The sequence below is a fragment of the Enterococcus sp. DIV2449a genome (assembly GCF_051711225.1).
Classification (GTDB): domain Bacteria; phylum Bacillota; class Bacilli; order Lactobacillales; family Enterococcaceae; genus Enterococcus_D; species Enterococcus_D casseliflavus.
In genome coordinates, this window is the sequence record NZ_JBIOME010000001.1 from 2,561,137 (window position 1) to 2,582,305 (window position 21,169).

Annotated in this window: 21 protein-coding genes; 6 read left to right on the forward strand and 15 right to left on the reverse strand. The window is 42.8% G+C overall.

Features of this window, described 5'->3' with window-relative positions:
* Nucleotides 1-12 precede the first annotated feature (12 nt).
* Nucleotides 13-1,173 (forward strand): ABC transporter permease, encoded by a 1,161-nt coding sequence (locus tag IGI76_RS12210; protein WP_231434848.1) that lies wholly within the window; start codon nucleotides 13-15, stop codon nucleotides 1,171-1,173.
* 46 nt (nucleotides 1,174-1,219) lie between these two features.
* Here IGI76_RS12210 and IGI76_RS12215 read toward each other — a convergent pair whose 3' ends face one another.
* From IGI76_RS12215 to IGI76_RS12230, 4 genes are all read right to left on the reverse strand, one after another.
* Nucleotides 1,220-1,420: a CsbD family protein gene (locus IGI76_RS12215; RefSeq protein WP_005228904.1), complete on the reverse strand. Its 201-nt coding sequence runs from the start codon at nucleotides 1,418-1,420 to the stop codon at nucleotides 1,220-1,222.
* Between the two features lie 393 nt (nucleotides 1,421-1,813).
* A complete protein-coding gene (ffh, locus tag IGI76_RS12220; protein ID WP_005228902.1) occupies nucleotides 1,814-3,232 on the reverse strand; it encodes a signal recognition particle protein in 1,419 nt (472 codons plus the stop codon).
* A 15-nt stretch (nucleotides 3,233-3,247) separates the two neighbouring features.
* Nucleotides 3,248-3,586: a putative DNA-binding protein gene (locus tag IGI76_RS12225; protein ID WP_005228897.1), complete on the reverse strand. Its 339-nt coding sequence runs from the start codon at nucleotides 3,584-3,586 to the stop codon at nucleotides 3,248-3,250.
* Complete coding sequence (locus IGI76_RS12230; RefSeq protein WP_010749736.1) at nucleotides 3,576-4,049, reverse strand: DUF523 domain-containing protein; 474 nt, start codon at nucleotides 4,047-4,049, stop codon at nucleotides 3,576-3,578. Before IGI76_RS12230 ends, IGI76_RS12225 begins: the two co-directional genes overlap by 11 nt.
* A gap of 150 nt (nucleotides 4,050-4,199) precedes the next feature.
* On the opposite strand from IGI76_RS12230, the gene IGI76_RS12235 reads away from it, so the two are divergent.
* Both IGI76_RS12235 and pnpS read left to right on the forward strand, forming a co-directional pair.
* Nucleotides 4,200-4,907, forward strand: coding sequence for a response regulator transcription factor (locus tag IGI76_RS12235; RefSeq protein ID WP_231434849.1), 708 nt, complete (start codon nucleotides 4,200-4,202; stop codon nucleotides 4,905-4,907).
* Entirely contained in the window at nucleotides 4,904-6,640 is a 1,737-nt protein-coding gene (pnpS, locus tag IGI76_RS12240; RefSeq protein ID WP_087627809.1) for a two-component system histidine kinase PnpS, read from the forward strand. The genes IGI76_RS12235 and pnpS overlap by 4 nt, the downstream gene beginning before the upstream one ends.
* 147 nt (nucleotides 6,641-6,787) lie before the next feature.
* On the opposite strand, the gene IGI76_RS12245 is transcribed toward pnpS, so the two are convergent.
* The gene (locus tag IGI76_RS12245; protein ID WP_060792538.1) at nucleotides 6,788-7,696 is read right to left on the reverse strand and encodes a phosphate ABC transporter substrate-binding protein PstS family protein; all 909 of its coding nucleotides are present in this window, start codon (nucleotides 7,694-7,696) and stop codon (nucleotides 6,788-6,790) included.
* Between the two features lie 194 nt (nucleotides 7,697-7,890).
* On the reverse strand, nucleotides 7,891-9,060 hold the full coding sequence (locus IGI76_RS12250) for a pyridoxal phosphate-dependent aminotransferase (RefSeq protein WP_074536051.1): 1,170 nt from the start codon (nucleotides 9,058-9,060) through the stop codon (nucleotides 7,891-7,893).
* Nucleotides 9,061-9,238: 178 nt separating this feature from the next.
* Between IGI76_RS12250 and IGI76_RS12255 the strand changes: the two genes are divergently transcribed.
* The gene (locus IGI76_RS12255; RefSeq protein WP_074536053.1) at nucleotides 9,239-9,958 is read left to right on the forward strand and encodes a DUF2087 domain-containing protein; all 720 of its coding nucleotides are present in this window, start codon (nucleotides 9,239-9,241) and stop codon (nucleotides 9,956-9,958) included.
* A 164-nt stretch (nucleotides 9,959-10,122) separates the two neighbouring features.
* Here the strand turns inward: IGI76_RS12255 and IGI76_RS12260 are convergent, their stop codons facing one another.
* The 8 genes from IGI76_RS12260 to map form a co-directional block, all read right to left on the reverse strand.
* Nucleotides 10,123-10,650 carry a hypothetical protein gene (locus IGI76_RS12260; protein WP_010749742.1) on the reverse strand — a complete coding sequence of 176 codons (528 nt, stop codon included), beginning with the start codon at nucleotides 10,648-10,650 and terminating at the stop codon, nucleotides 10,123-10,125.
* Between the two features lie 101 nt (nucleotides 10,651-10,751).
* On the reverse strand, nucleotides 10,752-13,175 hold the full coding sequence (locus IGI76_RS12265; protein WP_311902448.1) for a heavy metal translocating P-type ATPase: 2,424 nt from the start codon (nucleotides 13,173-13,175) through the stop codon (nucleotides 10,752-10,754).
* A gap of 126 nt (nucleotides 13,176-13,301) precedes the next feature.
* The gene (gene copZ / locus IGI76_RS12270) at nucleotides 13,302-13,511 is read right to left on the reverse strand and encodes a copper chaperone CopZ (RefSeq protein ID WP_005228873.1); all 210 of its coding nucleotides are present in this window, start codon (nucleotides 13,509-13,511) and stop codon (nucleotides 13,302-13,304) included.
* Nucleotides 13,512-13,548: 37 nt separating this feature from the next.
* Nucleotides 13,549-13,995: a CopY/TcrY family copper transport repressor gene (locus IGI76_RS12275; protein WP_060792542.1), complete on the reverse strand. Its 447-nt coding sequence runs from the start codon at nucleotides 13,993-13,995 to the stop codon at nucleotides 13,549-13,551.
* A gap of 141 nt (nucleotides 13,996-14,136) precedes the next feature.
* Nucleotides 14,137-15,123, reverse strand: a complete 987-nt coding sequence (locus IGI76_RS12280) for an aldose epimerase family protein (RefSeq protein ID WP_015510146.1) — start codon at nucleotides 15,121-15,123, stop codon at nucleotides 14,137-14,139.
* Nucleotides 15,124-15,397: 274 nt separating this feature from the next.
* Nucleotides 15,398-16,618 carry a glycosyltransferase family 4 protein gene (locus IGI76_RS12285; protein ID WP_010749745.1) on the reverse strand — a complete coding sequence of 407 codons (1,221 nt, stop codon included), beginning with the start codon at nucleotides 16,616-16,618 and terminating at the stop codon, nucleotides 15,398-15,400.
* Nucleotides 16,619-16,637: 19 nt separating this feature from the next.
* A complete protein-coding gene (locus IGI76_RS12290; protein ID WP_005228865.1) occupies nucleotides 16,638-17,561 on the reverse strand; it encodes a YihY/virulence factor BrkB family protein in 924 nt (307 codons plus the stop codon).
* Nucleotides 17,562-17,640: 79 nt separating this feature from the next.
* Nucleotides 17,641-18,405, reverse strand: a complete 765-nt coding sequence (gene map / locus IGI76_RS12295) for a type I methionyl aminopeptidase (RefSeq protein ID WP_005228863.1) — start codon at nucleotides 18,403-18,405, stop codon at nucleotides 17,641-17,643.
* A gap of 176 nt (nucleotides 18,406-18,581) precedes the next feature.
* On the opposite strand from map, the gene IGI76_RS12300 reads away from it, so the two are divergent.
* On the forward strand, nucleotides 18,582-19,028 hold the full coding sequence (locus IGI76_RS12300) for a flavodoxin (protein WP_015510148.1): 447 nt from the start codon (nucleotides 18,582-18,584) through the stop codon (nucleotides 19,026-19,028).
* Between the two features lie 55 nt (nucleotides 19,029-19,083).
* Here IGI76_RS12300 and IGI76_RS12305 read toward each other — a convergent pair whose 3' ends face one another.
* Entirely contained in the window at nucleotides 19,084-19,659 is a 576-nt protein-coding gene (locus tag IGI76_RS12305) for a TetR/AcrR family transcriptional regulator (RefSeq protein ID WP_005228861.1), read from the reverse strand.
* A 231-nt stretch (nucleotides 19,660-19,890) separates the two neighbouring features.
* On the opposite strand from IGI76_RS12305, the gene IGI76_RS12310 reads away from it, so the two are divergent.
* Complete coding sequence (locus tag IGI76_RS12310) at nucleotides 19,891-21,126, forward strand: aminopeptidase (protein WP_015510149.1); 1,236 nt, start codon at nucleotides 19,891-19,893, stop codon at nucleotides 21,124-21,126.
* Nucleotides 21,127-21,169: the final 43 nt, after the last annotated feature.

Genomic DNA, 21,169 nt, shown 5'->3' on the forward strand with positions numbered 1-21,169 from the left:
AGGTGGAAAACGATGTTAAGCAATATATTTAAAGAACGCTACGGCAAGCTGCTGATCGGCTTTTGTTTTGTCTTACTCTTAATGTATCTTGGTGATGGCTGGCAATCACAAAAAGCCTGGCATCAGCAAGAACGCTATTTGACATCTGAAGAATTTATCAAAGATTTCAACGAAAATCGAGAGTACTATGTCAAAAACTACAAGGGTGAAACCCCGGTTTACTTTGATTCGGCAACAGAATACCGCGATGCGGTATTGACGATCAGCAATGAGTCCCCTGATGAGATTTATTACAATCGCCCTTATATGACCACCATGAATCAATTTGTGATTGTCTTCCTGTTTATTTGGGGCTTCTTATCCTTTTTTGTCGATGGCCGCACCAATTTCAATCGCTTTTTATTTGCCTTACCCTTTAGCAGAAAGCACGTCTTTCACAAGAAACTGCTTTTTATCGGCTTACCCTTGACCGCTTGTTTAGTGTTGGGGCTGTTAGGTCATATCCTGATCGAATACACGATGATCCCAGCTCGCTATCTCGCTGTGCCGCTTCAAGACGTGCTGCTTTCTGCCCTTAGTACCTTGTCAACGAATCTGCTAGTATTTGCTGCAGGTCTCTTGTTAGGCGTTTTGCTGGGGAATCTGTTTACTGGCGTGCTCTCGGTCTTCTTCACTATTTCGCTAGGATCAATGGGGTATAGCTTTTTCCAATGTACCCGCGAGTTTTTTAGTTTTGTGTTTCTTGGTCATGGGGATTTTCTGATTCCTTTTCAAACCTGGATCGATTGGCCGCAAGGATATGTCTACCCTTGGTGGCTGCTGCTCCTTTACCTCGGCTTGAGCGGCTTACTGATTCTTGCTGCCGAAAAAGTGTTCTCGAAAATCTCTTTAGAAAATGACGGTGATTATATAACGATCCCTAAATTGCGCGCACCAGTTTATTGGCTGCTTTCTTTGGGAACTTGGTTCTATTTATCCATGATTTCTTATTACCCACTAGAAATTTTTTACCGTAATCTCTATGAGGGGTATGATGTCAGTCTTTGGAACATCGCCCTTCGGCTCGGTTTATTACTGGTTGCCTGCTTATTCATCAGTTTGCTGCTTGTCTATCCTAAAGCGCTGATGAATTGGTGGTACAAACGAAAAAACAAACAAATCAGTGGAATATAAAAAAGCATCCCTGCAACATTTTCTTGTTGCAGGGATGCTTTTAAGTTTAATGTCTAGGTTTGTCGTCGTCTTTTTTGTCAAAGAAGTCATTTACTTTACGAGAAACATCATCCGCAAAATCTTCAACCTTATCTTTGGCTTTCCCATATTTATTTTGGGTTTTGCCTTTTAATTCTTCGGAGTCATCTCCTGTAAGTTTCCCTTTTGTTTCGGTTACTTTTCCTTCAATGCGATCTTTGTTTGTCATCGTAAAAAACTCCTTTCATACTTGCTATAAATTAATAGTAGCACCATTTAACAGAAAGCACGAATGTTCTGCTTCTATCCTATTCTTAGAGTTGTCCGCAACGATAGTTGATCGCTATTTTTGACTCTTGGACGATTTGAGATATTCGGTAGAAAGCTGGCTTTCTCTATAAAAAGGGATGTTCTTTAGATGTTCAATTTGATGTTCTTTGAAGAAGTTCATTTAAAGAGGAAGCTGTGAGCATAAAAAAACCATGACCTGAAGAAGGCAATCTGAGGAGCTGCAACTGCTAGAATCAGCAGGTACAGCTTCTCGATTTGGTGCCTTTTCAGATCATGTTTTTAATTACACGAAGATAAGGTTCAGTTCTCAGTTCCTATCAGTGTGAAACGATTATTTGCGTTTTTTCTTTTTCTTCTTTTGTTTCTTGACCATGCGGTTCATGGCCATTTTTCCAAGTTTCCCTTTGACCCCACCGCCAAACATTTGATCCATGCCAGGAATGTTCATATTCCCTTTACTCATTTGCTGCATCATTTTGCGAGATTCTTTGAATTGTTTGATCATACGGTTGACTTCGACGACGCTGTTTCCAGAACCAGCAGCAATACGGCGGCGACGGCTTGGATTCAACAAATCAGGATTTTCCCGTTCAGCTGGTGTCATAGAATAAACCATGGCTTTTTGACGGGCAATTTGTTTTGGATCAACTTTGACGTTCTCGATGCCAGGCATTTGGCTCATTCCCGGAATCATTTTCAAAAGATCTTCAATTGGGCCCATGCCCATGACTTGATCGATCTGTTCAACAAAGTCATTGAAGTCGAAGGAGTTTTCCTTCATTTTTTGAGCAAGTTCTTCTGCTTTTTTCTCGTCGTAATCTTGCTGTGCTTTTTCGATCAAAGTCAGCATATCACCCATACCGAGAATCCGACTAGACATCCGATCTGGATGGAATACTTCAAGGTCGGTCAATTTTTCACCGGTACCAGTGAACTTGATTGGAGCGCCCGTAACTTGACGAATCGACAATGCCGCCCCGCCACGAGTATCGCCATCTAGCTTGGTGATGACTACCCCTGTGATCCCCAGTTGTTGATTGAAGCTTTCCGCCACGTTGACAGCATCTTGTCCTGTCATCGCATCCACTACCAGTAAAATTTCATTTGGCTGTGCCAAGTCCTTGATTTGTTTTAGCTCTTCCATCAAGTTTTCGTCGATATGCAAACGACCCGCCGTATCGATCAAAACGTAGTCATTTTTCTTTTCCCGAGCCAAAGCCAATCCTTGGCGGACGATTTCAACTGGACTGACATCAGTTCCCATATCAAAAACAGGTACATCCAATTGTTGCCCTAATACTTTCAACTGGTCGATCGCAGCTGGTCGGTACACGTCACCAGCGATCATTAATGGACGTGCGTTTTCGGTTTTGATCAAATGGTTGGCTAATTTCCCAGCAAAGGTGGTTTTCCCTGCCCCTTGCAAACCAGCCATCATGATGATCGTTGGGATCTTCGGTGATTTTTCGATCCCAACTGTTTCTGATCCTAATGTTTTGGTTAATTCTTCATCAACGATCTTAACGATTTGTTGCGCTGGAGATAGGCTTTCTAATACTTCTACCCCCACTGCCCGTTCACGGACATTTTTGGTAAACTCTTTTACAACTTGCAGATTGACGTCGGCTTCTAATAAAGCTAGACGAATCTCACGCATCATTTCTTTTACATCTGCTTCAGATACTTTTCCTTTTCTGCGCAGTTTGCTCATTGCCTGCTGGAGGCGTTCAGTTAAACTTTCAAATGCCATTTTTTTTTCATTCCTTTATTCTTCAATTTCTTGGAGCTGTTGAATAAACCCCTGTAAGGTTTCGTCTTTTGGATAGTGGGTTTTCGTATACTCGCTTAGCTGATCCAGCAAGTCTTCCCGCATGATATAATCCGAAAACATATGTAGTTTTTTTTCATAGTCTTCTAAAATACGTTCGGTGCGTTTGATGTTGTCATAGACTGCTTGACGGCTAACTTGATACTCTTCAGCGATTTCTCCTAGAGAAAAATCATCTGCGTAATACAATTCCATGTAATTCATCTGTTTTTCCGTCAATAACGTGGAATAAAACTCAAACAACGCATTCATGCGATTGGTCTTTTCAATTTCCATTTGCTTCCTCCTGTTTTGCAAGCCATTCGACATCGGACAAAACAGTCATGCCTTTTTGTCGAAAATAGGCACAAGCGACACCGACCCCTGTTTTTTTGATTCCAGAAAAATTGCCATCATAAATCGTCTGACTGCCACAAGAGGGACTTTTCTCTTTTAGGATCAGTTGGGTGATGCCTTGCTCTTGCAATTTTTGATAAGCAATTTTCGCGCCTTTAGTAAATTGTTCCGTCACGTCTTCTCCTGAAATGGTGACGACCTTCGCTCGTTGCGCCCAAACATCCACCCCATCGCCACCGACGATTTCGGCCGGTTCACGTGGAATCGGCAAGCCGCCAAGAACTTCTGGACAGACCATCATGGCTTGACCCGCACGAACAAGTTCGATCAATTGTGGTACTGCTTGATGTTTTCCATCGTAGCGGCAAAGGGCACCGCCTAGACACGCACTGATTCCAATCATTTAGCACCCTCAGCTTTCCTATGAAATCGTCCTTTATTATAGCATTTATTTAGTGGTTGCAATAGTACCAATTGTCTATTCATGCTAAAATAGGACTTGTTCGTTGAAATTTAATCGTTTCTTGAAAAAAAGAAACGAAAGGAGTCTATCATGAAAAAAATACTCGTTGTCGATGATGAACCTTCAATCGTCACACTTTTAACCTTTAATTTAGAAAAAGAGGGCTACCAAGTCGTTTCCGCCTCAGATGGTCAAAAAGCCTTCGACTTGGCGTTGTCAAAACCTTTTGACTTTATCATCTTGGATGTCATGCTGCCGAATTTGGACGGTATCGAAATCACAAAGAAATTACGTCAAGAAAAAATCGAGACACCGATCCTCGTCTTGACCGCAAAAGATGATCCGATCGACCGGATCTTGGGCTTAGAGATCGGGGCTGACGACTACTTGACGAAACCCTTCAGCCCTCGAGAAGTATTGGCTCGAATGAAGGCCATCTTCCGTCGCTTAGAACCTCGTCAACAAGCACGAGAAGAAGATCAACCTGCAGAAATCTTGCAAATCGGCGGAATTCAAGCCGATCTGACCAATTTCCAGGTCAGTGTGGATGGGGAGAAAATCTTCCTGACCCCGAAAGAGTTCGAGCTGCTGGTTTACTTTATGAAACGTAAAGGCCGCGTGATCGATCGCGATACCTTACTCAATCGTATTTGGAATTTTGACTTTGATGGACAAAGTCGCATCGTGGATGTTCACATCAGTCATTTAAGAGAAAAATTGGAAGCTGATCCAAAGCGTCCAGAATACTTGGTGACCGTTCGAGGATTTGGGTATAAATTTCAGGAGCCGCCCCAATGAAAAAACGCTATGGCTATGGTTTATGGTCAATCGGTCTATTGCTGATTTTTTTCCTGTGTTGGCAAGTTCTAAGCAGTTTTTACCGTCAGCAAGTCATCGCCCAGCAAGTGGATTTTCTGCAAGAGAAAGCCGCTGTGTTTTTGAATCTCTCAGATAACCAAACCGCAGCGCTCGAACAATTTGCCGATGCCTATGTTCAAGATAGCAATAGCCGCATCACTTTGTTAGATGATCAAGGCCAAATCATTTTCGATACTTATGATCATACCCTCCATGAAAACCGCTCCGATCGTCCAGAAGTTCAAGCCGTTTTGCGCGGAAGCGCCGTTGGTCAATCGTTGCGGGAAAGCGACACCTTGCATGAAGAATTGCTTTACGTGGCGATTCCTGTCAAAGAAGATGGAAACTTAACTCAAATCTTGCGGATCGCAGAACCGACTGCTGCTTTTTTTGCGAAAAACCAAGGAATCAAGCAATCGATCTTGATTGTCTATCTTGTCTTTTGTTTCTTGATCAGCCTGCTGATTTTTCACACGCTGCGTCAGCGGAATCGTCCAATCCAAACGATTCTGCCCGTCGTAAAAAAAATGATCACCTCGCCCGATCAACAAGCAATCATTATGCAAGAAACCCCTGAACATGACGAGTTGTATCAACTGATCAATCAGCTGAGCGAACAAATGAGCCAGACCTATCGTGCCTATGCGGCATCTGAACAACAGCTGTACGGCTTGCTCAGTGAACTGATGATCGGTGTCTTTATCATTAATGAAGAAAATCAACTGCTGCTGTTGAATCCGACGATGCAAGAACAGTTGGGGATGGAAACTGCGCCAACCTTGCCGCAGCCCTTCACTGAAGTGATTCATGACACACAACTGATCCAATTGATCTATCAATTTAACGACGAGACCCCTATTTTCCATGCGGAAACCACCCTTAGCGGGGAACGTTCAAAAGTCTTGGATGTTACCTTGCGAAGCTTCCAAGAAAACCAGTTGATTGGTATTTCTTATGACTTGACGCGCATCCGACAATTAGAAAAAATGCAAAAAGATTTTGTCGGCAATGTTTCCCATGAATTAAAAACGCCGGTAACTTCCTTGATTGGGTTTACCGAAACACTGCTGGACGGCGCCAAAGAAGACCCAGAAACATTGCAGACCTTTTTAGAGATCATTCAAAAAGATGCTTATCGCTTGAAAAATCTAATACAAGATATCATCCAACTGTCTCAAGACAGTGATTCTTTCCAGTATGTCGACCAACCGATCAACTTTTCTGAGCTGCTGCAACAAGTCGTTCAAACCTATGGTCCCGCAGCTGCTAAGAAGCAATTGACCTTTCAATTTGAAGGACCCGAACCCTTCATTTTATCTACCAAAAAAGAGCTGCTGCAGCCCATCGTAAAAAATCTGGTAGAAAATGCTGTCACCTATTCAAAACCTGGTGGTGTCATCACATTATCCTATTCAGAGCAAGACGACCAGCTGTTATTTCAAGTGCAGGATCAAGGCATCGGCATCGATGAAGAAGATCAGGAACGGATTTTTGAGCGGTTTTATCGGGTGGACAAAGCCCGCGCCCGCAATTCTGGCGGCACTGGACTTGGGCTGGCTATCGTTAAAGACTATACCAAATTATTAGGTGGCAGCATCAAGGTTGACAGTTTCCCCAAAATTGGTTCTACCTTTACGGTGACTTTGCCGCTTCATGAAAAAGATGATTATTGATAAAAAACAGCCGATAACAGGTGAATAATTGTTATCGGCTGTTTTTGTAGTTGTTTTTCATTACCAAATGAAGCATCAGTCAATAGCATCTTCTTGATGCTTTAAACACAAAAAAAGAAGGAGCATTCTCCTTCTTCGGTCATTTCACTATTCAACATTCGTTACTTCGCCGTCTACACTGCGTTCTACTTTCATATCAGTGATTGGCAAGTAACCTAATTCGATAACGATTCCTTGTTGGACATCGTCTGTCATGATGTAATCAAGAAAGGCTTTGACGTTTGCATCTGGCTCGCCGTTCGTGTACATATGCTCGTAAGACCAGATTGGCCATTTGTTATCTGCAATATTTTCAGGAGTCGCTTCTACCCCATCAAGAGATAGCGCTTGGATCGAATCGTCCAAATAGGATAAAGCAAGGTAGCTGATTGCTCCTGGTGTTTCAGCAACGATTTTACGGACTGTTCCAGAAGAATCTTGCTCTTGTGTTTGGATCGTCTCTGCACCATCTAAGCCCCATTTTTCAAAGGTCGCTCTCGTACCGCTGCCTGATGCGCGGTTGATTACAGAGATTTCTTGATCTGCTCCGCCTAGTTCAGACCAATTCTTCACTTTGCCTGTAAAGATATCGATCAATTCTTGTTGGCTAAGATCCGTAACGCCTGCGTCTTTATTTACCACTGGTGCCATACCAACTACGGCTACTTTATGGTCAACTAATTTGCTAGCATCCACACCATCTTTTTCATCCGCAAACACATCGGAATTGCCGATCGTCACCGCGCCTGCTTCTACTTGACTTAAGCCAGTTCCGCTGCCGCCACCTTGAACCGTAATTGTATAATTGGGATTGTCTGCTGAGAAGCTTTCACCTGCTGCTTCAACCAAGGGTTGCAATGCCGTTGAGCCCACAGCTAAAATTTCTACATTTTCATTTGATGCGGCACCTGATGAAGATCCGCCTGATGCTTGACTGCTCTCAGTGCTTGCGCCACCGCTCCCACAGCCAGCTAATAATAATCCAGTTGCAAAAAATAAAAGTCCCAATTTTTTCATTTAGTAAATCTCCTTTCGTTATATGCTTAGTTTAGCAAGGCGGTGTAAACCCTTGATGGATTTCATGTAAAGAATCGATAAAGCGATGTAAATATTTTGTAAAGTTCGTCGATTGCCTAAAAAAGCCCCCGCTGCATCCATCAGAGGGGGCTTACTTTATCTAACACTTATGAACTAAAGAAATGTCTGTAGAATCATTTGCTTTGCATATAGCGTGTCAAGCGATCCATCGCTTCCACCAAGTTCTCCATACTTGCCGCATAGCTTAAACGAACATAGCCTTCTGCTTCGGGACCAAAGGCGATCCCTGGAATGATTGCTAATTGATTCTTTTCGGCTAAGTCGACACAAAAAGCCATGGAATCTTGGTTGAAACCTGCTGGTATTTTGGCAAAAATGTAGAATGCACCAGATGGCTTCGCCATTTCAAAACCAAGGGCAGTCATCTTTTCAAACAAGTAATCTCGGCGTTCACGGTAATCGGCTTTCATGACTTCTGCATCATTGATGCCTTCGATCAATGCCCGCACTGCGGCTTTTTGAGAAATCGTTGAGGCCGCGGTCACTAAGTATTGGTGGACCTTAATGATCTGAGCAGTCAACGCTGCTGGTGCAAAAATGAAGCCGACGCGCCAACCAGTCATCGCGTGTGATTTCGACAAGCCGTTGATCACGATCGTTTGATCCCGCAAGTATTCAGCAATGGACACATGGGTTTCATCATAAGTCAACTCACTATAAATTTCATCGCTAATAACAAAAACGGGGTATTTTTCTAAAACTTCTGCCAATGCTTTGACTTGTTCTCGGGTATAAACAACCCCTGTTGGATTGCTAGGATAATTTAAAATGACTGCCTTGACTTGCTCCCCATGTTCTTTTAAGGCTGCTTCTAAAACTTCTGGCGCTAAAACAAAGTCATTATCCGTCGTATCAAGATAAATCGGTTTGGCATGAGCTAAATGGATGACTGGTTCATAGCCTGGATAAATTGGTGCTGGTAAAATCACTTTATCACCAGGTTCCAGCGTGGCTAATAAAGAAGCTGAGATTGCTTCCGTTGCACCGATCGTCACTAATACTTCTGATTGAAAGTCGTAATCAAGCTGATATTTATTTTTCAAAAAGAGGCTGGCTGCTTGCCGAACATCTGCTAAGCCTGCCATTCCAGAATAGTGGCTGAAATTTTGTTCGATTGCTTGGACACCCGATTTTTTCACGTGCTCCGGTGTGTTGAAATCCGGCTCGCCTAACGTTAACTTTAAAATATCAGGAATTGAAGAAACCCGTTCATCAAATTTACGAATCAATGAAACAGCTATATTGTACACTTCGTGATTGAAGCGTTGGCTTACGTCTGCCATAGTATCACTCCTTTGAATTAAGCAAATTCATTCGCTATTGTTGTTAATCCTAACACAAAAAGGCGACAATTTTAAGCAACGGATGAAATTAATCTAATAACGATAAATTCGTTTGCTCATTTACAAACGAAATCAATTTATGTTAGTATATATCTAAACAATAAAAGGAGAACCCAAAATGAAACCTTATCAAGAGTTTACCATTTCTGATTATCAGCAAGGATATGTCGCAACACCAACGGAATATTGTTGCGTATTTTGTCAGGAGACCTTCGACAAAGAAGAAATCTATCCCGTTGATGGCGCCTTTTTTACAGCAAAAAAACGAATGATGCAGCATATTACTGACCATCACGGAACCGTTTTGTCCGCATTGTTGGCTTTACCCAAAGAACAAACAGGCTTATCAGAGAGCCAACAGGAGATTTTACAACTGTTTGCCCAAGATGTTAGCGATACTGTGATTGCCCAGCGCTTAGGTATCTCTTCTTCGACTGTCAGGAATCATCGCTTTAAACTAAAAGAAAAACAGCGACAAGCGACTGTTTTTTTAAGTATCATGTCCTTGTTGCAAGATACCCCGTTGCTGCCGCCTCATAAAGGGGCGACGATGCTTGATGATCGCTATGCCATTACGGCTAGTGAAAGAGAAAAGATCATTGCCACTTATTTTGATGAAACGGGGTTTATCAAACAGTTTCCCAGCAAAGAAAAGCGCAAGATTGTTGTCTTGAGTGTACTGGCACAAAAATTTGATCCGAAGAAAAATTATTCAGAAGCTGCTGTCAACGATGTATTAAAACAAGCGATCACCGATTATGTCACTGTCCGACGTTATTTGATCGAATACGGATTTATGCAACGGACGAAAGACGGGAAAACTTACTGGCTGACTTAAAACCTAGTCTGTAACTGGCTGGAACTTTTGTTGGTTGGATGAGCAGTATCTTTCACAGTTTAAAAAAAGTTAATAATCTCCACTTTTTTACAACAAAAAAAGACAAAGTACGAAATCATCCGTACTTTGTCTACCGTCTGAAACGCTGGGACAAGTTCCAGCGTTTATTTTTCTTTTAGAAAGATTTTTTTGATGATCAATTTATCAAATAATTGCGTTTGATTGTCTTGTTCTCCAATGACTTCAGCGGTCACCGATTTACCATCTTGTTTTTTACGTAGCTGGTAAACGATCTTGCCTGTTTCTTTCAATTCGTTCACCATGTCAACGACACCGCCAAAACCAGTTTTACGAGTGATGAACCCTAGCGCCACCATTCGCTCATCTAAATTTTTTGCCGAGATGCTCGCACCGGTGATCAGCGCTTGCCGCATGATTTGTAAGAATTCCTCTAGCCCTGCCACTGGCGGCTGTTCGGGTTCTTCTTCCATCATCGGTCGCTGACGCAAATAATCTAATTCCTGCAATAACGTTTCATACTGCTCTTGTGTCAACATGACCCCCGCCACTTTTTCACGATTGAATACATATACTGCTGTTCCTGCTTCTCGCGCTTGATTAAATACATCCATCGGAGATTTTTTTACTTCAGTAATTGAAGTAGTGGGAACATCCAATTTCTTCAGTTCCATAATCAACGTCCTCCTTGTCTCAACGAACACATTATAGCATAAATCCAGAAGCAGATTATAGAGGTATTTCACTGCTCCTAGGAAAAGAAACAAAAAAGCGGCTAATCGCCGCTTTTTTCGATTGATAAGGTCATTGCATTGATGGCAACGATGATCGTGCTCATAGACATCAAGACAGCTCCGACTGCTGGGTTCAAAATGATCCCGATCGGTGCGAGCACGCCAGCTGCCAAAGGAATGGCAAAAATATTGTATCCTGCGCCCCACCAGAGATTTTGAATCATCTTACGTCTTGTTTTTTTCGCCAACGTCAAGAAGTGCAAGATGTCTTGAGGTTCGCTATTCGTCAAAACGACATCGGCTGAATCGATCGCTACATCGGTACCCGCTCCGATCGCAATCCCGATCGTCGCTCTTGCAAGACTTGGGGCGTCATTGATCCCATCGCCTACCATTACGACGCGCTTGCCCTCTTTGACATAGTCACTGACTAGACGTTCTTTATCGTCTGGCAACATTGCCGCATGGAAGGCTTCGATTCCTAGGTAATCGGCTACGGCTTGCGCCGCTTCTTGGTTGTCTCCAGTAGCCATAACTGGCGTGATGCCTAAGTCTTTCACTTTTTGAATAAATTGACTCGCTTCTGGTTTCACCTTATCCCCTAATGCGACGATACCTTCCACTTTGCCGTCATGAACCAAATAGCTGATGGTATTGCCCTGTTCTTGATAATTTTTCAAGGAGTTCCCTTGATACTGAATGGCTAATTGCTCCAATCCTTTTTGATTGACGATCAACCACTTTTGTCCATCGATCACGCCTTCCAGACCAATCCCTGTCCTTGTTTGAACATCAGTCGCCTTTTTGGCTGTGATGTTTTCCTTTTCAGCTTCGGCTAAAATGCCTTCTGCGATCGGATGATTGGCGGTTTTCTCAAGACCTGCTAGGTAAGCTAGTACTTCTGATGCAGAAAGACTGCCTGTCGCCTCGATGCCAGTTACGGTAAACGTTCCTTCTGTTAACGTACCGGTCTTATCGAGGATCAGATAATCAACATGATGCGCATTCTCCAGTGCGTTGCGATTTTTTAAGAGCAAGCCATTTTTGGCAGCGATCGATGTCGAACGAGCAACTACGAGGGGAATCGCTAGCCCTAACGCATGGGGACAGGCAATGACGAATACCGTGACCATTCGATCAAGAGCAGTCGGTAGATCAGCAACAAACAGCCATACAGCAAATGCCAAGACACCAGCAACTAACGCAATATAAAACAACCATTTTGCCACTTTGTCCGAAAGTGCTTCTAAGCGGGATTTATCAGCTTGGGCTTTTCGCACCATTTCCATGACTTTCGCTAAGTAGCTGTCTTCCCCAGTTCCTGTGACTTCCATCGTGATGGTACCGTTGCCGTTGACAGATCCTCCAATGACAGTACTGCCGATGGTTTTAGGTACCCGTCTGGATTCACCAGTCACTGCCGACTCATCGATCGTTGTTTCTCCTTCAAGGATCGTTCCGTCTGTAGGAATCTTATCTCCTGAGCGAACGATCAACTGTGTTTTGTTGGTCACTTCTTCTAATGGAATCTGTTCTTCTGATCCATCCGCATTTTTCCGAATCACTTCTTTTGGCAATAGTTCTGCTAATTTCTGTAATGCATTGCCAGCATTAGAAACGGCATTCATCTCGATCCAATGCCCCAACAACATGATCACGATCAGAGTCGCTAGTTCCCAGAAGAAGTCCATTACATGAGGAACAGCAAGAAAATGATTGGCGATAAACGCATATAGACTATAAAAATAAGAAACCGTGATCCCCATAGCAATCAACGTCATCATGGCTGGGCTTTTTTGTTTCAATTCCATTTTCGCACCACTTAAAAACGGCTGCCCTCCATAGAAAAACAGGATCGTTCCTAAAATCAATACGACCCAATCTGATCCGGGAAACGTGAACTGAAAGGGCAATTCGATGCCCATCATTGGTGATAAAATGACGATTGGAATCGCCAAAACCAAGGAAAGCCAAAACTTTTGCTTAAAATTTCCCATATGCATACTATGATCCATGCCACCCATTCCATGATCCATACCAGACATCTCATGATTCATGTGACTATGATTCATGCCAGACATCTCATGATTCATGTGACTATGGTTCATGCCAGACATCTCATGGTCCTTGTGGCCGTGATCCATGCCAGACATCTCATGGTCCTTGTGGCCGTGATCCATGCCAGATATCTCATGGTCCTTATGGCTATAGTTCATGCTGGACACTTCATGATCCATAGGACCATGGTTACTATCGGAGCTTTCATGCTCCTGCTGTTTTGATGTCGCCCTGTGATGATCCATCCCATTCATCTCATGGCTAGGCTCAGGGACTTCTGCCAGCTGTGATTGCGTATGTTGCTCTTGTCCCTGTGTACCATTATCCCGCTCATTCAAAGCAGGTTCATGCCTATGATGGCTTGACGTCTGACTATTACTTGCGGAAGACGTTTTTTTCTGATTCATCCTAGTATTCCCCTTCCTATTTCACTGAATGTGCGTACAGTCTTGCTCCTTCATACAAAAGCTTCAAGCGGCTGGACACTTTTCATTTGTTTTGATTTTTCATTTTCACTTTAGCAATTCCATTGCTTACTCAAATACCCCTTGATAACCCGCTTCGGTGACCGCATTGACTAAGGCTGTTTCTGTCACTTGCGACTCGTCAAACTTGACTGTTCCGCGAGCTTTTTTCAAGTCCACTTTGGCTTTTTTCACACCCGGTACTTCACTAAGCGCTTTTTCAACTTTTGCGGCACAATGGGCACAATTCATTCCGCTGATTTGCATGTTTTTTTTCATTACGATTCCTCATTTCTTTTAACAGTTCGTTGGCTACTTATTTTGTTGCATGGGTTTTGCATTGGCACTGACCAGGAATACAATTACATGAGATCGCTGCTACTGGCACTTTTTGGTCGACTGCTGCTTGGAGCATCGCCAAATCTTCTGCCGTCAATGCTGCTTCTTGGATCATTTCTGCTAATGTCTGCCCAACTTTTTTGGCACAAATATGAGAAAAAAGATTCTCAGCTGCGCTGCGAACGGTTGCTTCTTCGGAAACAAGCGGCGAATAAACAAATTTTTTCCCTTGGCTTTCTGTTTTCAATACGCCTTTTTTGACGAGTCGTCCTAAAAGCGTCTTGACCGTTGCTGCTTTCCAATTTTTATTTTCGCTCAATAAAGCGGTGATCTCTTTCGCGTCGGATTGTCCTAATGTCCAGATCACACGCATGACTTCCCATTCAGAATCGCTGATTTTGATTGGTTCGACCACAGGTTGCATTTGTCCACTTCCTTTCATAAGTGATTCACATTTTTAAGTTTACATCTGTAATCGTATTTTGTCAAAAAAAAGCATCGCCAAACTTTCTGCGTTTTGACAATGCTTTTTTCTATTTCATTAAAAATGATTTGGTTCCTATGCTTAAAAGTGGACCTGATACGTCGTCACAGAGTGGAAGGGTTCTTCTGGACGCAACACGATCTCACCAAAGTGGGTAAATTTCTCAGAACCAGGAACACCTTGTGTTTCGATCGCCATCCCGCCATGATTGGCAAAAGGACCAGTCTTCATTGATGCACCAGCTTCTCCCTCACCCGTTGTGTAAATAACAACGGCAGGACGGTCAGTAGTTACAGTCAGCTGCACTTTTTGATCGGGACTGGTTACTTTTAGATCCCACTCTTGCGTATGGTCTAATAAGAACGGATCATCCAACATCGTCGTTCCCATCGGGCGTTCTTGTCTAAAATCAAACTTTGTGCCTGCGACAGGCGTTTTTTCACCGGTCGTCGTCACATCGTCATTCGTTTCAGCCACATGTTCGGCATTGATTTGAACCAAGTGGTCATCGATCGGCTGTTGGGTATCACCTGTCAAATTGAAATAACCGTGGTTCGTTGGGTTAAATAAAGTCGCTTTGTCAGTGTTGGCATCATAAGCAAGCAATAGTTCATTGTCATTCGTCAACGTATAGGTGACTTGATAACGAACATTCCCAGGAAACCCGCCATCGCCATCTTGCCGTGTGGTAGTAAAAATCACCCCAGCTTTGTCTGCTTCTTCAAAGGTTTCAGTGATCCATGTATCAGTATCCAGCCCCTTTGAACCGCCATGAAGCGTATTGCCGCCATCATTGTCTTCCGTTTGGTATTCTTGTCCGTCGATCTCAAAGCGAGTACCTGCGATCCTTCCCGCCACAGGGCCGATCGTTGCGCCATAATAACGTGCTTGGCGATGTCCTTCGATCGTGTCATAACCGACCACAATGTCGCGACCTTCTTCTACTGGAACGACCCAATCCAATAAGCGTGCGCCTTCAGGACTTAGCCTTACGATGGTACCGCTATCATTGGAAAGCTCATAAATTGTTCCCATTCTTTCTGACGTCAGTTGTTTCACATTTGGCATTCGTTCATATCCTTCTTTCTTTGATTAGTCTGCTGCTCTTTTTAAGTATAGACGTTTAGGGCTAGATCCGTCAATTCAAGACGGAAGAATTCGACAGGAAACGGCTTTGCTTCTGCCACTTCAAAAAAGCGGCAAGAGCACCCCACTGATTTTTAAGAATCATTGATACGCAGCTGCTCGGCAAAAATCAGGATTCCCGGCCTGATTTTTTACCGTTTGGTTTCTATCAATATCCATTTCATCCGTTGGGTTCTTTTGCCGCAACTGTCATCGTTTATTTTTTGTGTTTTGCTTGGTAATGTTTTCTCTTTCGCCGCTTTTCTTTAGTCTGAGAAACATTAGCAGCCAAATCTTTGTTTTCTTTTTCTTGATCAGCATTTCTTCTTTCAGCACGTTCAGTTAGTACACTTTGTCTGAATCGCCGATTTCCCAGAAACTTTAACGCACACATGAGTGGTTGACGATTTTCACCGACTAATCCAATCAGCTCAATAAACAGCTCAATTCCAAATCCTGTGCTAATGATTAATAAAACAATCGCTGTATTGCTCGCGTAATTCATTAGTAAAGCAATAAAAGAAAAGACTAATGCTAAGGCATAGATCGTTAGCACTGTGCCGCGATGAGAAAACCCTAACGACAACAATCGATGATGCAAGTGCATTTTATCGGCAGAGGAAATCTTCTGTTTATTAAACTTTCTTCGGATCATCGCATAAACGGTATCCGTGATCGGTACACCGAGAATAAACATGGGCGTCAGAACAGAAATAAAAGTTGCGTTTTTCAATCCTTGTAGTGAGAGCACAGAGATCATAAATCCTAAAAACAATGCTCCAGTATCTCCTAGAAAAATGGTTGCTGGATAAAAATTATATGGAAAGAAACCGATGATTGCTGCGATCAAAGTAAAAATGACCATTGGTACTTCCACAAAATTCGGCAGAAAGAAATAGCTGATAATCCCTATCGTCGTCAAACTGATAATAGAGACGCCGCTCGCCAACCCATCGAGACCATCGATTAAGTTCACCGCATTGGTAATTGCCAGTATCCAAATCAAAGTCATAGGCAAGGCAAACCATCCCAGATCAATAAAGCCAAAATAAGGAATCGTGACTGTGCTGATTTTTATTCCAGCAACGAAATAAATTTCCAGCGCTGCGAATGTCAGACCTATTAATTTTTGCATTGGCGACAGTTCAAATATATCATCCAACAATCCTGTAATCACCACTATTGTTGCACCTAAAAGAATCGGCCAAACGAAGTCGAAAGGAATCATTGTTCGAAATTCCCAAAGCAGCGCAAAGGAAAAGGCTAAAAAAATACTTAATCCCCCAGCTGAAGGCATGGTCTTCGTATTGATCCGACGCTCTCCTGGGCGATCAACTGCGCCAATCTTGCAAGATATCAATTTGATGACTGGTGTCAATAATAAAGACACGATCATTGTTATAAATAAGCGCATTACAAATTTGAATGCAAAATCCATCGTTTATTCTCGCTTTCCGTTATTTCTCTTTATTGGTAAATGTATCTTCGATTTTCGAAGAAATCCGCTGAACAGGATCTGTTCGTTCTTTGATCTCTTGTCCCGACACATACTCTTCTACCACTGCGTTGATGATTCCACCCAAGATAATAATCGTCGCAGCAAGATTCAACCAGATCATTAAAACAATAAAACTTCCAATAATTTGATAGCCAATGATTTTCGCAGCAAAGTAACGGGCGTATAAGCCAAACACTTGTGACAGCAACATCCAGCCAATCGTTGCAAAGATCGCCCCTGGCAAAGTCGAACGCAACTTGACCTTTGCATTCGGCACTAACCAATAGATCAGCATCATGATAAATAGCAAAGCAACGATCGTGACTGGCCATTTGACTGTTTGGAACGTATCGATCAGATTGTCTTGAAACTTAAAAATCGGCTGCAAAAAATCAAGAATGATTTTTCCAAGCCCAAATACCATCGTAACACCAACGATCGCAATCATAAAGAGCAGGATGATCACAAATGATACTGCGCGCACCACGATAAAATTGGAACGTTGGTCCACACCGAAGGCTTTGTTCATCGCAATTTGCAAGGCATTGATACTTTGACTCGCAGACCACAACGCAGCCAAGGCGGAAATCGATAACAACCCGCCAGAGCTTGTGGTGAGGAGGTTTTCGATCGCTGGTCCGATAAAGTCATAGATTTGACTAGGGATCAATTCTTGTACATAAGATAAAACCGTGTTCGGATCAATCGATAAATAAGGCAACAGATTTCCCAGCGCAATCATTAACGGGAAAAGTGAAAGCAATAAATAGTAGGCGACGACGACCGATGTGGTCCCCATCTCTGAATCCGTTATTCTATTTTGCGTTGTTTCAATGAAACGCATCAGCTTTTGATTGCTTTTTACTTTATCAACGATTTTCATGTTTCTTCCTCCGCCAGCGAATCATCTGCCTTTTTTTCTTTGTCATACGTAACAATCAGAAGTCTCCTACCGCCAAAATTTAGTAGGTTCCTTCTTCTCCTTGAGAAGTCAAAATGCGTGGCCCTTCTTTGGTGATCGCCAAACTATGTTCGTATTGGCAACTTAAGCCACCATCTAGAGTATAGGCGGTCCAGCCGTTAGGATCCATTTTCATTTTCCACGTCCCTGTATTGATCATAGGTTCGATGGTAATAACCATTCCTTCTTTTAAACGTAACCCTTTGCCGGCTTCTCCGTAGTGAGGAATCATCGGACTTTCATGGATCGTTGGACCAATGCCGTGTCCAACGAAATCGCGCACGACACCGTAGCCTTCTTTTTCCGCATAGGTTTGAATGGCATGACCGATGTCACCGATTCGGTTGCCAACTTGGGCTTGTTCGATTCCTAGATACAACGCTTTTTTGGTTACTTCCATTAAACGATCGATCTCAGGCGTCGAGTTTCCTACCACATAACTCCAGCAAGAATCAGAAATGGCGCCTTTTAAATCAATACACATATCAACTTTGATCAGATCGCCATCTTTCAATGGTTTTTTTCGGGGGAACCCGTGACAAATCTCATCGTTGATACTGCAGCAAGTGGCATATTTGTAATCTTCAAAACCAATTTGGGCGGCAATTCCGCCATGGCTTTCAATATAATCTCTGACAAACACTTCGATATCCCAACTGGTGATACCAGGTTTGATGAAGCTGCGTAATTGTTTGTGGACATCTGCTAACAGCGCGCCGGATTCGGCCATGCGGTCTATTTCTCTGGCAGATTTTAATGTAATCATGTTCTCGTCTCCCTTAATTAAATTCCTCTTATTTTACCATAGAAATCCCTTATTTTACAAAATTCACAGACATTGTAAAGAGTTTTTCAAGTTTTGTTTTCAATCTTTCGTGCATTTGCTATAATCTGTAAGAGAGTTTTCCTTGAGAATAGGAATGAGATTGGAGGAAAAAGCCCATGGCTTTAGCAAAAATCGTCTATGCGAGTATGACGGGGAATACGGAAGAAATTGCAGATATCGTTTCTGAAGCCCTTGAAAATCTTGACATGGAAGTTGAAATGAATGAGTGTACCCAAGTGGATGCCGATGAGTTTGAAGACGCCGATATCTGTATCGTCGCAACCTATACATACGGTGACGGTGAATTGCCTGATGAGATCGTCGATTTTTACGAAGATTTGCAAGAACTTGATTTAAGTGGCAAAATCTTTGGGGTCTGCGGCTCTGGCGATACGTTTTATGATGACTTTTGTAAGTCCGTCGATGACTTTGAAGCCGTCTTTAGTAAGACAGGTGCAACAAAAGGGGCAGATAGCGTCAAGGTCGACTTGGCTGCGGAAGAAGACGATATTCAAAACTTAGAAGCCTTTGCCAAAAAGCTAGCGGAAGCATTTGCAGAATAAAACAAGAAAACCTCTGACAAAATCACTTGATTCTGTCGGAGGTTTTCTTGTTTGCTTAATGATAACTGATATCGATGGGTGTTTCTCTTGCTAAAATATTATCGGTGGTTTCCGTCATCAGCTTAGCAATCTGATCTTCTGTGGGATGAATGATCCCCGAAGACATCAATGCCGCTAAGCCAGTAGCGACGATCCAGACACCAGTATGCAAGGACTGTAATTTCACGTCCGATAGATCTTGATACTTTGGTTCTTTTTTCACTGATTTCACAAAAAGGTCAAATGAAAACTGCTGCATGGAATCCCCACCACCATGCTCTTCTAAGTATAGCGCTCGGTATAATCGTTTTTCTTTATTTGCAAAGCCAATATAATTTAACGTTAAGTCAACGATGACATCTCCCCGTCTTTCAACTGGAAAAACTTCTGTCGCTAAGTAGTCGTAAATCTGATTGATCAATGCATTTTTTAAGTCATCCATATTTTTAAATTCTAAGTAGATCGGTTGCGTTGAACATTTCATCTTCGCTGCGATATTGCGTGCGGTAAAACGTGTAAATCCTTCGGTTGCGACAACTTCATAGGCAGCTTTTAAAATCTGGTCTCTAGTAATAGTTTTCTTTCTTGCCATAATTTTTTAATCTCCTTAATTCTGCTATACATCGCTTTCAGAAATACCTTTTACTTATTGTATCATGTTTTTTTAAGTTTGCAAAAAAACTTTTAAAATTATTGCCCCTAGTGTTTCCAGTTTTTCAATTTGAAGACCTCTGTTTTTTTGCTCTCTTTTTCGTTTGTTTTCAAAAATACTTAGTGCTATCATGAAGACAGTTATAATTTTAGAATAAATGGAGGAATTTTAATGGTTTTACCAAACTTTAATCAGAACCTTGAAAAATATGCCCAACTGATCACAGAAGTTGGTGTAAATGTCCAAAAAGGGCACACCATCGTCATCCAAATCGCCGTGGACCAAGCACCGTTAGCTCGACTATTGACAAAAAAAGCGTATGAGCTAGGCGCTGATGAAGTAATCGTTCAATGGACCGACGATGTGGTTCAAAAAGAATTTCTTGCGCATGCAGCTGAGGATCGTTTGTCTACGATCCCTCAACACAAAATTGATCAGACAGAAGATTGGGTCGAAAAAGGTGCGAGCCGCATCAGTGTCGTTTCTGCCAATCCCGATGCGTTAGCGGGCGTTGACTCAGATCGGGTCGCCGCTTTCCAAGCAGCTTCTGGTAAGGCGATGATGAAACTGCGTCAAGCAACACAAGCCAACAAAGTCAGCTGGACCGTTGTTGCTGCTGCAGGTCAAGATTGGGCACAAAAAGTGTTCCCTGATGCTTCCCCAGAAGAAGCACAAGACAAGCTATGGGATCAAATTTTCAAAACGACGCGTATCTACGAAGAAGATCCTGTTGCTGCTTGGAAAAAACATGATGAAACACTGCAAGTCAAGGCAGAAGAATTGAACAAAGAACAATTCAGCGCATTACACTATACAGCACCGGGTACCGATTTGATCATCGGCCTACCAAAAAATCACTTGTGGGAAGGTGCTGGCAGCTACAACACCCGCAATGAAAAATTCATGGCGAACATGCCGACAGAAGAAGTCTTTACTGCCCCAGATAATCGTCGCATCGATGGCTATATTTCAAGTACGAAACCATTGAGCTACGCAGGTACGATTATTTCTGGCATGAAATTCACCTTCAAAGACGGTAAAGTCGTGGACTTTTCTGCAGAACAAGGCGAAGAAGTGTTAGGCAAATTGCTAGCGATCGATGAAGGAGCGAAATCTTTAGGTGAAGTCGCTTTAGTCCCTGACCCTTCCCCTATCTCACAATCTGGCATCATCTTCTTCAATACGTTGTTTGATGAAAATGCCTCAAACCACTTGGCTTTAGGCTCTGCTTATGCCTTCAGCTTACAAGGCGGCACTGAGATGAGTGAAGAAGAACTGGCAGCGGCTGGTTTAAACCGCAGCCAAACCCACGTAGACTTCATGGTCGGCTCTGACCAAATGTCCATCGATGGCATCAAAGAAGATGGCACCACAGTTCCTGTCTTCCGCAATGGTGATTGGGCTTAATAAAAAAAGGCTGAGGTGGAGTAGCTCCCCTCGGTCTTCTTTT